The sequence below is a fragment of the Phenylobacterium sp. J426 genome, from assembly GCF_024699945.1.
In the GTDB taxonomy this organism is placed as follows: Bacteria; Pseudomonadota; Alphaproteobacteria; order Caulobacterales; family Caulobacteraceae; genus Phenylobacterium.
This window is the reverse complement of the sequence record NZ_JAJOMY010000001.1, coordinates 3,165,135-3,177,209: the sequence shown is the minus strand read 5'-3', so window position 1 is coordinate 3,177,209 and position 12,075 is coordinate 3,165,135. Positions and strand designations below refer to the sequence as shown.

Sequence of the window (12,075 nt, the reverse complement as noted above, 5' to 3'; positions counted from 1 at the left end):
CCGGACCGAAAGGTCCGGCCTTTTCCGTTTAGCGGCCGGTCCGCCGCTCCAGAAGATCCAGCACCGCGGCGGCCGCCGCTTCGCTCGGATCCGCGCCGCCGCGTCCCATCTTGTCCAGGGCCGCATACTGTCGCGCCACCTGCCGCTCGCGAATTCCGGGATCGTCGAGACGCAGCGCCACCTCGCGCGCCAGGGCTTCCCCATTGCAGGCGTCCTGGATCAACTCGGGGGCGACGATGTCGTCGGCGGCGATGTTGAACAGGGTCACATACTTCGTGCGGATCAGCCGCTTCAGGATGGCGTAGGTCAACGGGGCGAGCCGGTAGCCGACGACCATAGGACAGCCGGCAAGGGCAAGCTCCGTCGTCACGGTGCCCGAGCAGGCCAGCGCCACGGTGGCCGCCTTCATGGCGTCGCGCTTGGGGCCCTCGCCTTCGAGCACGTGGGCACGGTGCGGCCACCCGGCGACCCGGGCCTTCACGGCGTCGGCGACAGTTCCGGCGGCCGGCACGACCACGTGCAGCTCCGGTCGATCCGCCTTCAGTCTGTGGACGGCGTCCTCGAAGGCCGGCAGCACCCGCTCTATCTCCCCCGGACGACTGCCCGGCAGCACCAGAAGGATCGGATCACCGGCCCCTGCGCCGATCAGGGTGCGGAGGCGAGCCGGGTCCGCGGCGGAAAAGTCCACCGCGAGCGCCGAGTTGCCAACGAAGGTGACCGGGAGGCCTGCGGCCTCGAAGTACGGCGCATCGAAGGCGTGGATGGAAAGCAGATGGTCGAACGTCTCGGCCGTCGTCCTGGCCCGCCCCGGTCGCGAGGCCCAGACCTGAGGACCCACATACTTTACCAGCGGCAGATGCGGATCGAGCTTCCGCAACGCCTTGGCGACACGCAGCGTGAAGCCCCAGGAATCGATCAGGACGACGATGTCCGGTCGTTCGCGTTTCGCCAACTCCGTGGTTTCGCGCACGCGGCGCACGACCTTGGGATAGGCCTTGAGGCCTTCGACGAGGCCGAGGACTGACAGCTCAGCGATCTCGAAGGGACTATCGAGGCCTTCCGCGCGCATTCGCTCGCCGCCGACGCCAACGAACCGGACGCCGCAGCTCATATGCTGCTTCAGCGCTCGCATGAGCCCTGCGCCGCGGTCGTCGCCCGAGGCCTCGGCGGCGACGAGCATGACCTTGACCGCCGCGTCCGCCACCTAGGCGTCCACCCCTAGGATGAAGACGCCGAGTTCGTCCGCCCGCGCGATCACCGCCGCGCGGTCGAGAACGAGGAGGCGCCCTGCTTCCCCGACGATGCCGACCAGTCCGGCGCGTGCAACGCCCTCGACAGTCGCCGGGCCGATGGTCGGCAGGTCGACACGGGTCTCCTGGATCGGTTTGGGCGCCTTGGCCAGCACCCCCCGACCGGCGCCCGGCGAGCCTCTCAGATGCGCTGGCAAGCCCGCTACGCGGGTCAGCATCGCGTCAGTGCCCTCCTGGGCCTCCACCGCCAGCACCAGGCCGCGGGCGACAACGGCCGCCTGACCGACATCGAGACGTCCAACGGCGCGCGCGACGTCCAGAGCGCGCTGCGCGTCGTGAAGGTCCTCATCGGCCCCCCGGCGGCCCCCGAGGTAGCCCAGCGGCAGCGACAGGTCGTCCATGACCTCATGCGCGCCCTCGACCTCGAAGCCCTCCTTCTCGAAGACGTCGACCAGGAGGCGCAGCAGGGCGTCGTCGCCCTGACGCGCGGCGGCGATCGCCTTCGGCAGCAGCTTGAGGCCCTGGAGATCCGGCACGAGGCTGGAGAAGTCCGGCCGCGCCACATTCCCGGCCAGGCAGACCGCCTCGCAGCCCGCACGCTTCAGCGCCTTGATGCACTTGCCGACCTCCGCGATGCCGACCTCTGCGCCTGCGTACGGCGCCAGGTCGCCGCCGGCGAAGCCCTTCAGCCGGACCACGAAGAGCGGTCGGCCGGAGCGTTCGCAGTGCTCGGCGATCTCCACCGGCAGGCCTCCGCCGCCGGCGATCAGCCCCAGCTTCTTCATCAGACTTCGCGTTCGGGCAGGCAGAGCGGCCGGCTGGCGTCGGCGCGGATGAAGTCGATGATCTCCATCACTTGCGGGCTGGCGGCGTAGGTCTCTGCCGTGTCCTCAAGCCGCTCCTGAAAGGTGCCTTCGTCGGCGAACAGCAGGCGATAGGCGGCCCGGAGCGTATTGATGGTCTCACGATCGAACCCGCGCCGCTTCAGTCCCACGAGGTTCAGCCCCTCGAGGTGCGCGTGGTTGCCCCACACCGAGCCGTACGGAATCACGTCCTTCACGACCGCAGCCAGGCCTCCGATCATCGCGTGGCGGCCGACCCGGGTGAACTGGTGCACCGCCGCCAGGCCGCCCACGATGACGAAGTCGCCGATCTCGCAGTGGCCGCCGAGGGTCGCCTGCTTCGTGAGGATCACATTGTCGCCAACGATGCAGTCGTGCCCGACATGGCTCTCGATCATGTAGAGCCCATTGGACCCCACACGCGTCACGCCCCCGCCGTGCGGCGTGCCAATGTTCATCGTCGCGTGTTCGCGGATGAGGTTGTTGTCACCGATCACAAGCTCGGTGTCCTCGCCCTTGTAGGCCGTGTGCTGCGGGGGACCGCCCAGCACGGCGAAGGGATGGATCTGGTTGTTGGCGCCGATCGTCGTGCGGCCTTCGACCACCACATGGGCGTGCAACCGCGTCCCTGCGCCGATCCTGACGGCCTCGCCGACGATGCAGAAAGGGCCGACGAACACCCCGTCGGCGAGTTCGGCGCTGTCAGCGACGATGGCGGTGGGATGGACCTGCGCGGCCACGAGTTCAGGTTTCCACGACCATGGCGGCGAACTCAGCCTCGGCCGCGACCTTGCCGTTGACCAGCGCCTCGCCCGCGAACTTGAAGATGTCGCCGCGGTGCTTCACCACCCGCACCTGCATCCGCACGACGTCGCCGGGCCGCACCGGCTGGCGGAACCGGCAGTTGTCGGCCGACATGAAGAAGATCGCCTTGCCTTCGGTATCCACCTCAAGGGACTTCGACATCAGGACCGCACCGGTCTGAGCCATGGCCTCGATCAGCAGGACGCCGGGCATGACTGGATAGTCCGGGAAGTGCCCCTGGAAGAAAGGCTCGTTCACCGTCACGCACTTGATGCCCACGATCGACTCGTTCGGCTTGTACTCCTCGCAGCGATCGACCAGCAGAAACGGGTAGCGATGCGGGATCCGCTCGAGAATCTCGGTGATGTCGATCTGCGTCGGGTCCTGCCCGGCAGGCGCCTTGCGCGTCATTGTCCAGCCCCCTCTGCGGTTCGCCATCCGGGCGAGCCACGCCGTTTCCTTCAGCCATTCCCGGATGGGACGAGCCGGCATGCCGCCCCATGTCTCGCCGGCCGGGATGTCCTTCATGACGCCCGCAGCCGCGCCCACCCGGGCGCCGGCGCCGATCGTCACATGGTCGGCGACGCCGGCGCGACCGCCGAACTGCGCACCGTCGCCGATCGCCACACTGCCGGAGATTCCGGTATGAGCGGCCATGACGCAGTTTCGCCCGATGCGGACGTTGTGGGCGATCTGCACGAGGTTGTCGATCTTGGTGTTCTCGCCGATCACAGTGTCGTCGAAAGCGCCGCGGTCGATGGTCGTGTTGGCCCCGATTGTCACCCCGTCCTGGATGATCACACGACCCAGTTGCGGAATGTCGATCAAGCCCATCGGGCCCACGGTCGCGCCGAAGCCGGGCTCCCCGATCCGTGCGCCGGCCAGAATGCGCACACGATCTCCCATCAGGGTGAAGCCTATGGTGACGTTCGCGGCGATGTCACAGTCGCGGCCGATCGCGACACCGGGACCGATCACGGTGTTGGCGCCGATCCGGGTGCCTCGGCCGACCTTCACGCCGGAACCCAGGACCACTCCGGCCTCGAGCGTGGCGCCCTCTTCCACTTCGACGTCCGCCCCCCGCGCCTCGCCGCCGCCTGTCCGCGGCCGGTGGAGACGCTGGGCCGCCAAGGCATAGGCGGCCTGGGGATTGGTCGCGACGAGCGCAACACATCCCGCCGGCAAGGCCGCCGCGTCCTTCGCCTGCACGAAACAGGCCCCGGGCTGGCCTTCCAAAGCGGCGATGTGTTTGCGATCGGCCAGGAAGGTAATCGTGTCGGGTCCCGCCTGGGCGAGGATCGACACGCCCCGGATCAGGACGACACCCGCCGGGTCGGCGTCGGACATCTCCGCCCCGCCGAGCCTGGCCAGCTCGGCGAGGGGAACGGGTCCCAGGTCCTCGAAGAAGCGCGGATCGGGCATGGTCCGTCTGAAGCGAGCTCGGCTCGACCCGCGCCCGGCGCTAGCGGCGCTGCGGCGGCGTCTGCGTCGGCGCCGGAGCGGCGGCCGGCTGCTGGTCCAGACGTTCGCGGTCGAAGGTGAACTGGGTGATCTTGGCGTTCAGCGCCGTGACCACGGCCGGCGTGATGTCCATGGCCGGATTGCCCAGCACGATGGAGTCACGGTTCAAGAGGACCGAGCATTGGCGCTGCTGGTAGACCTGACGGATCAGCGGCTCCATCTCCTGCCCCACGCGGCCGAGCGCCTTCTGCTCGGTGGCCTGCACTTCGCGCTCACGCTGCTGCGCCTTGCGCTGAAGGGCGTTCACGCGGACCTGCAGGGCGGCGCCGCGCTGTTCCGCCGTCGTCCGATCGAGCGTGGCCGCTTGGCCCTGGAGCGTCTTGCTCTCGTTCTCGATGGCCGTCCGCTCGCCGTTCAGCTCGCCGTTCACCTGCTGGATGATCTGCTGCATGCGGGTGTCGACGTACTTGCCGACGGTCGAGCCGGCGATGGCGCCCGGGATCGACATGATGCACACGCCCGCGATGGGGGCGCCGTGGGTGACCGGCGGCGGCGCGTTGGTCTGCGCCACCGGGGGCGTCTGGGCGAGCGCCTGGCCCGCGATGGCCAGGATCGCAGTCGCGGCGCAGCTCGCCGCGGCAAAAGTCTTGTAGTTCATGAGTTTCCTAGAACCTGGTTGAGGTGGAGAACCGGAAGGTCTCGGTCTTGTCATAGTCCTCTTTGGCCAAAACACGGCTGAAGTCGAACCTGATCGGACCCATCGGCGAACGCCAGAAGACACTCAAGCCCGCCGAAGCGCGCAGCGACAAGTCGTCCCGAATGCTCGGGTCGCGGGCGCCGAGGGGACAAGCTTCCGAACCCGGTGGCGGGCATTGCTTGTCGACCTTGTCCAGCAGCCCCAGCGTGCCCACGTCTGAGAACAGCGCGGCCTTGATGCCGTACTGCTCGGGGAGGAAGGTGGGCACAGTCAGCTCGACGGTGCCCACGGCATACGCCTTGCCACCCAGCGCGTCCGCCCGGGTGAACGACAGGTCCCGGGGACCGATGCCGGCGGTCTCGAAGCCTCGGAAGGTGTTCCCGCCCTTATAGAAGCGGTCATTGATGCGGACGCTGTCGCCAGCCCACCCCTCCACGTACCCCCCGACGCCGTCAGGCTGAGGATGAAGTCTTTCGTGAAGCCGTGGTACCAGCCGCCCTCGGCCTCGGTGCGAACGTAGTTCACATCACCGGCGAGACCCGCAAAGTCCTGCACGAAGTCGATGTAGAAGCCGCGCGTCGGGTTCAGATAGTCGTTCCGGCGGTCAAAGCGGACGCCATAGCCGACGAGCGAGGTGATGTTCGATCCGCGCTGTCCGCACAGCGCTAGCGACAGCACCGGCGCGGCCGGATCGCAGTAGAAGTCGGCGATCTCGATCTCGTCCTGCCGCAACGAATAGCGCAGCGAACCGCGGGCGTTCAGGCTGAGCGGGAAGTTGGCCCGCAGGGTCGTGCCGTAGGTCGTCGTCTTGTAGGCCGAATAGTCCGACAGATCGTAGCGGTAGCCATAGAGGTCGATGCCGGCCGCCACGTCGCGACCGAGGAAGCGCGGCTCGGTGAACGAGAAATCGAGCTGCTGGCGCAGCGAACCGACGGAGACGCGGGCCCGGACGTCCTGGCCGCGGCCCCGGAAGTTCCGCTGGGTGACGCCCAGGTCGAGCACGAGCTGGTCGACCGACGAATAGCCGGCGCTGAACGACAGTTCGCCGGTGGGCTGCTCCTCGACCCGCACCTGAAGCGCCGTGCGGTCCGGCGCCGAACCCGGCGTTTCGGTGATCTCGACGTCCTTGAAGAAGCCGAGCCCACGGATCTGGCGGCGAGACCGGTCGACGAGCGCGCGATTGTACGCATCGCCCTCGACGACGTTCATCTCGCGCCGGATCACGTAGTCGAGGGTCTGGGTGTTCCCGACGATGTCGATCCGGTCGACGTACACCCGCGGACCTTCGCGGACCTGGAACGTCACGTCGACCTTCCGCGTCTCCCGGTTCGGCGTGTAGTTGGGCCGCACATCCACGAAGGCGAAGCCGGCAGCGCCGGCCGCGAACGTCAGGGCGTCCGTCGCCTGTTCGATCGACTGATCCTGGTAGGTCTGGCCTTCGCGGATCGGCAGCAGGGCGGCCAGCACGTTCTTGTCGAGCTTCTGCAGCTCGGTCTGGACCTCGACCTTGCCGAACTCGTACCGGGGACCTTCATCCACCGTATAGGTGACCACGAAGCCGTTCTTGTCGGGCGCCAGCTCCGCCACCGCCGATGAGACCCGGAAGTCGTAGTACCCGCGGTTGCGGTAGTGCTTCCGCAGCTGTTCCTTGTCGTATTCGAGGCGGTCCGGGTCGTAGTTCGCGTTGTTCGAGAAGAACTTGTACCAGCGGCTCTCCTCGGTCACGACGACGTCGCGCAGGTCGTTGTCGGAGAAGGCCCTGTTACCCAGGAAGTTGACCGACAGGATGCCGCTCTTCGGCCCCTCGTCGATCTTGAAGATGAGGTCGACACGCTTCTGCGGCAGCTCGATGACCTGCGGCGTCACCGTAGCCGAGATCCGGCCCGATCGGCGGTAGAGCTCGACGATGCGTTGCACGTCGCTCTGCACCTTTGCGCGCGTGAAGATGCCGCGAGGACGGATCGAGACCTCGTCGCGCAGCTTGTCTTCCTTGAGCCCCGAGTTCCCCTCGAAGATCACCCGGTTGATGATCGGGTTCTCCTCGACGGTGATCACGAGGTCGCCGTTCTGGTAGTCGATCTTCACATCGGCGAAGAGGTCGGTCCGGAACAGCGCCTTCAGCGCCAGGTCGATCTTCTCGGGTGTGACTTCCTCGCCCACGCCCACAGGCAGGTAGGAGACGACGGTCGCCTGTTCGATCCGCTCGTTGCCCTGGACGAGGATCCTCTGGATCACGCCACTCTGCTGCTGGGCATAGGCAAGCGTGGGCGCGACGAGCGCCGTCGAGCCCAGAAGAAGGGCAAGGCCGGAGGCTAGCGCAGCACTGCGGGCGCGGTTCTTGAGCATCGAATCAGCCGTTTTGTGAGACCGAGGGCCTAGGAGAATAGGCCGCCGAACAGATTGAACACACGGAGGCGCTGCAAATCGTTCCAGGTCGCGAACAACATCAAACCAAGGACGAGTGCAAGGCCTACGCGGTACCCTGCAGCCTGAACCTTGGCGCCAAGAGGGCGACGAGCGACCGCTTCGTAGGCGTAGAACAGGAGATGGCCGCCGTCGAGGACGGGGACCGGCAGCAGGTTCATGAAACCGATGCTCACCGAGATGAGCGCCACCAGCTGCAGCAGGTTGAGACCGACACCCATGACCATGGCCCCGACCGACGGCGCGCCTTCGGCGCCGACCTGAGCCACGTTCTTCGTGACGCTTGCGATCCCCAGCGGACCACGCAACTGGTCTGTGCTCACCTGGCCGGTGATCATCCGCCCTAGGTAATAGACGCTGGTCTCCAGCACGTTCCACGTGCGGGCGGCTCCGCCCACCAGAGCCTCCGCCGGGCCATAGCGCACGCGGACGTAGTCCGAGAATTCCTGAGCGGGACGGAGCCCCAGGGTCCCAGCCGTCTTCTTGCCCGCGATGCGATCTTCGCGAACCTCCCAGCGGGGCGTCGCCACGAGATCAAGGCGCTGGCCCCCACGGTCGACGGTGAAGGTCGTCGGCACCCCACCCCGCACCTCGATCACCTGCGCGATTTCGTTGAAGGCCGTCATTTCGCGGCCGTTCACCGCCACGACCCTGTCCCCCGGACGGAATCCGGCGGCGGCGGCCGCGCTGTTCGGCGTCACTTCGGCGACGCGGAACGGCAGCACCATCTCGCCGAAGCTCATCATCAGGCCGGCGAAGATCGCGATGGCGAGAGCGAAGTTCGCGAACGGACCGGCAGCAACGATAATCGCGCGCTGCCACAGCGGCTTGAAGTGGAAGTACTGGCCGAGCGACGCCACGCCTTCGCGCCGCACCACATCGCGACGCATTTCGTCGAGGTCGTCGGCGTCGGGGATCGATGAGGCGTTGTCGTCACCGGCGAAGCGGACGTAGCCGCCCAGCGGCAGCCAGCCGATCCGCCACTCCACGCCCTGCTTGTCTCGCCAACTCGCCACCGCGCGGCCGAAGCCGATGGAGAAGCGGTCGATCTTCGTACCCAGCCACTTGGCGGCCAGGAAATGGCCTAGCTCATGGACCGTCACGACGACGCCCAGCACCAGCACGAACGGCAGGATGTACAGCAGGATGTTCTGTAGGACGTGCATTGCGCCGATCTACTCCATCAGGCCCAGGTGGGGCTCTGGGCCCGTTCCCCCACCACCTCGTCCGCCACGCGCCGCGCCTCCGCGTCGGTCATCTTGGCGCACTCCAGGGCGTCGCTGTTGTCGGCTGCGAAATCCGCGCCGTCCAGCCGTTCCAGCGTCTCCGTGACCACGGAGCTGATGTCGAGCAAGCCGATGCGGCGGTCAAGGAAGGCCGCCACGGCGCGCTCGTTGGCCGCATTCATGGCCGCCGGCGCATGGCCGCCCGCCCGCAGCGCCTCCTTGGCGATACGGAGGGCCGGAAAACGTTCGAGGTCGGGATGCTCAAAGGTCAGAGGCCCCGAAGTGACCAGATCGAGCTTCGGCGCCGGCCAGGGCAGACGATCCGGCCAAGCGAACGCGCAGGCTATTGGCGGGCGCATATCGGGCGGACCCAGCTGCGCCAGGGTTGAGCCGTCGGCGTATTCCACGAGGCTATGGATGATCTGCTGCGGGTGGACCAGGACTTCGATCCGTTCGGGAGGCATGGCGAACAGGTAGGCGGCCTCGATGACCTCCAGGCCCTTGTTCATCATGGTCGCTGAATCGATCGAAATCTTGGCGCCCATCGAGAAGTTTGGATGCGCCAGCGCCCGCTCTGGCGTCGCCGCCGCCATCTGATCTCGGGTGGCCGAGCGGAAAGGTCCGCCCGATGATGTCAGTATCAGGCGGGAGACCTGGGCTGCGACGGCAGGATCCAGAACCTGGAAGATCGCCGAATGCTCCGAATCGACCGGCACGACAGCGCCGCCGGCAAGCTTGGCCGTCCGCAGCAGGGAAGGCCCGGCGCAGACCAGGCTCTCCTTGTTGGCGAGCGCGATCACAGCGCCCGCCCTGGCCGCGGCCAGCGTCGGCGCCCAGCCCTGCGAAGCCAACGATAGCCGACATCACCCACTGAGCGTCGGCGGCGGCGGCGTCCCTGACGGCGGCAGCGCCGGCGGCGACCTCGACGCCGGAACCCTTCAGCCGCTCGCGCAGCCGGGGCAGCGCGCGCTCGTCCTCGATGACCGCCACCTTCGGCCGCCAGCGGAGCGCCTGGTCGGCCAGGCGCTCCACGTTGCGGCCGGCGGTCAGCGCGACCACGTCAACCTCGACCCCCGCCTGTTCGAACAGGTCCAGCGTCGAAACCCCGATCGAGCCGGTGGAGCCCAGCACGCTGACCTTGCGCGGCAGATTCAATGCCATCCCCAGATATTGGCGAGCCGCACGAGGGCCATGACCACAACGGCGAACATGAGACCGTCCACCCGATCCAGCAGCCCACCGTGGCCTGGGATCAGATCACCGGAATCCTTCACCCCGAACCGGCGCTTCAGAGCCGATTCCCACAGGTCACCGGCCATCGTGGCCAACCCCACGCACAGGCCAACAAAGGCGGCGGCGGCGAGGTTGAGCTGAAAGACGCTGAAGAACGCCATGCCGAAGCCGGCCAGCGCCGAGGCGCCGAGGCCCCCGACGAACCCGGACCAGGTCTTGTTCGGCGAAAACCGCGGCCATAGCTTCGGCCCCTTCAACAGGCTGCCGACGGCGAAGGCTCCGATATCGGCGGCCCAGGTCGCGGCGAAGAGGGTCATCAGCCACCAGTGGCCCTGGTGAGAGCGGATCTCATGACTGTCGCGGAGCCAGATCAGGCAGATGGCGGCGGGCGCGATATAGATCACCCCGAACGCGGCGTCGGCGGGCCGTTCCGCCACCCCGCGCGCCACGAGGGCCGCGGCGACGGCGCCCACGGCGACGGCAAGCCAGGCCAGTTCGGTCTGCTCAAGATAGGCCAGAAACACTGTGGCCAGCACGGCCACCGTCACCGCGGCCGACACACGCGTCGGCGCGACGGGGGCGCTCATGCCGCCCCATTCCAGCGCCAGCAGTGCGACGCCGATCGCGATCAGCACCAGGTAAGGCCAGCCACCCAGCCAGGCCGCGCCAAGCGCGGCCGGCGCAATCACCGCAGCCGAGGCGATGCGCAGGCCGAGGTTGGACCAGTTGAACCGCTTAGCCGGCGGCGAGGACGTCATCGGCCACGATCGCGCCATAGCGCCGGTCCCGCGCGGAGAATGCCGCCAGGGCCGCCTTCAGGTGTTCGGCCCCGTAGTCAGGCCAGAGCACGTCCTGGAAGACGAGCTCGGCGTAGGCCGCCTCCCACAAGAGGAAGTTGGACAGCCGCTGTTCGCCCGAAGGACGGACGATAACGTCCGGCGGCGGCGAACCTGTGGTCGCCAGGAAGCTGGCGAACCGCGCTTCGTCCAGATCTTCGGGCCTGGCGCGACCTGCAGCCACCTCCACGGCGAAACGCCGGGCGGCGTCGGCGATGTCGGCCTGGCCGCCATAGTTGAAGGCGATATTCAGGAAGAAGCGGTCGTTCCTGGCGGTGCGGGCCTGGGCGTCTTCGATGATCTGGACCAGATCGTCGGACAGGCCTTCGCGCCGACCGATCACGCGGACCCGGACGCCCTCACGCTCGAGCCGCGCAATGTCGCTCTGGAAGTAGCGCTTGGGCAGCGCCATGAGCTCGGAAACCTCGGCGGCCGGACGGCTCCAATTCTCGGTGGAGAACCCGAAGACCGTCAGCCAGCGGATATTCTGCTCCGCCGCAGCGGAGACCGTGCGCTTCAGAGCCTCCACGCCTTCGCGATGACCAAGCGTGCGCGGCAGCCCGCGGCGCTTGGCCCAGCGGCCGTTGCCGTCCATCACGATGGCCACGTGCAGCGGCCGATCCTGGCCCGCTGTCGTTGGCGCGCCCGGGAACGGCGTCTTGTCTTCGGCGGCCATCGGTTGCGACGATCCTGGGAGGCGTTCCGGCGAAGCGCCGGATCAGACCTGCATGATCTCTTGTTCCTTGGTTTTCAAGGCTTCGTCGATGCGCTTGATGGCCTCGTCCGTCATCTTCTGGACGTCGGCTTCCATCTTCTTCTGCTCGTCCTGGCTGATGACGTGGTCCTTCTCGGCCTTCTTCAGGTCGTCGTTGGCGTCGCGTCGGATGTTGCGAACCGCGATGCGCTGCTGCTCGGCGTAACGGCCGGCGATTTTGGCGAGGTCCTTGCGGCGGTCTTCCGTGAGCGGCGGAATCGGAATCCGCAGCGTCTGACCGTCGACGACCGGATTGAGGCCGAGGTCGGACTGCCGGATCGCCTTTTCGACCGACACCACCATGCCGCGATCCCAGACGTTGACGCTAATCATCCGCGGCTCGGGGACACTGATGGCCGCCACCTGGTTGAGGGGCGTGTTCGAACCATAGGCCTCGACATGGATCTGGTCGAGCAGGCTGGCGGAGGCGCGGCCGGTGCGAAGCGAGCCGAACTCCTCCTTCAGCGCCGCAACGGCCTTGTCCATGCGGTCCCTGTACTTGGAAAGCACCGGCTTCTCGGTCGTGGCCATGACGGATTATCTCCCGT

At 67.5% G+C, this 12,075-nt stretch carries 9 protein-coding genes and 3 pseudogenes; all 12 read right to left on the bottom strand.

The genetic code is table 11. From position 1 onward, the window contains the following. Window positions 1–28: 28 nt before the first annotated feature. The 12 genes and pseudogenes from lpxB to frr all read right to left on the bottom strand — a co-directional run bounded on the left by lpxB (window position 29) and on the right by frr (window position 12,058). Window positions 29–1,180 carry a lipid-A-disaccharide synthase gene (gene lpxB, locus LRS10_RS16720; RefSeq protein WP_257839194.1) on the bottom strand — a complete coding sequence of 384 codons (1,152 nt, stop codon included), beginning with the start codon at window positions 1,178–1,180 and terminating at the stop codon, window positions 29–31. A gap of 24 nt (window positions 1,181–1,204) precedes the next feature. Beyond that, window positions 1,205–2,035 (bottom strand): LpxI family protein, encoded by an 831-nt coding sequence (locus LRS10_RS16715; protein WP_257838249.1) that lies wholly within the window; start codon window positions 2,033–2,035, stop codon window positions 1,205–1,207. Further along, window positions 2,035–2,832 carry an acyl-ACP--UDP-N-acetylglucosamine O-acyltransferase gene (gene lpxA / locus LRS10_RS16710; RefSeq protein ID WP_257838248.1) on the bottom strand — a complete coding sequence of 266 codons (798 nt, stop codon included), beginning with the start codon at window positions 2,830–2,832 and terminating at the stop codon, window positions 2,035–2,037. The genes LRS10_RS16715 and lpxA overlap by 1 nt, the downstream gene beginning before the upstream one ends. A gap of 4 nt (window positions 2,833–2,836) precedes the next feature. Beyond that, window positions 2,837–3,307 (bottom strand): 3-hydroxyacyl-ACP dehydratase FabZ, encoded by a 471-nt coding sequence (gene fabZ, locus LRS10_RS16705; protein WP_257839193.1) that lies wholly within the window; start codon window positions 3,305–3,307, stop codon window positions 2,837–2,839. 9 nt (window positions 3,308–3,316) lie between these two features. After that, a pseudogene (gene lpxD / locus LRS10_RS16700) lies at window positions 3,317–4,318 on the bottom strand (UDP-3-O-(3-hydroxymyristoyl)glucosamine N-acyltransferase); the annotation flags it as partial. 40 nt (window positions 4,319–4,358) lie between these two features. Next, the gene (locus LRS10_RS16695) at window positions 4,359–5,015 is read right to left on the bottom strand and encodes an OmpH family outer membrane protein (RefSeq protein WP_257838247.1); all 657 of its coding nucleotides are present in this window, start codon (window positions 5,013–5,015) and stop codon (window positions 4,359–4,361) included. 7 nt (window positions 5,016–5,022) lie between these two features. Continuing rightward, window positions 5,023–7,400, bottom strand: a pseudogene (gene bamA, locus LRS10_RS16690) (outer membrane protein assembly factor BamA). A gap of 29 nt (window positions 7,401–7,429) precedes the next feature. After that, on the bottom strand, window positions 7,430–8,644 hold the full coding sequence (gene rseP / locus LRS10_RS16685) for an RIP metalloprotease RseP (protein WP_257838246.1): 1,215 nt from the start codon (window positions 8,642–8,644) through the stop codon (window positions 7,430–7,432). Window positions 8,645–8,661: 17 nt separating this feature from the next. Beyond that, a pseudogene (dxr, locus tag LRS10_RS16680) lies at window positions 8,662–9,865 on the bottom strand (1-deoxy-D-xylulose-5-phosphate reductoisomerase). Further along, a complete protein-coding gene (locus tag LRS10_RS16675) occupies window positions 9,856–10,695 on the bottom strand; it encodes a phosphatidate cytidylyltransferase (protein WP_257838245.1) in 840 nt (279 codons plus the stop codon). The pseudogene dxr and the gene LRS10_RS16675 overlap by 10 nt, the downstream one beginning before the upstream one ends. Continuing rightward, on the bottom strand, window positions 10,673–11,449 hold the full coding sequence (gene uppS / locus LRS10_RS16670; RefSeq protein ID WP_257838244.1) for a polyprenyl diphosphate synthase: 777 nt from the start codon (window positions 11,447–11,449) through the stop codon (window positions 10,673–10,675). Before uppS ends, LRS10_RS16675 begins: the two co-directional genes overlap by 23 nt. A 42-nt stretch (window positions 11,450–11,491) precedes the next feature. Continuing rightward, window positions 11,492–12,058: a ribosome recycling factor gene (gene frr, locus LRS10_RS16665; RefSeq protein ID WP_257838243.1), complete on the bottom strand. Its 567-nt coding sequence runs from the start codon at window positions 12,056–12,058 to the stop codon at window positions 11,492–11,494. Window positions 12,059–12,075 lie beyond the last annotated feature (17 nt).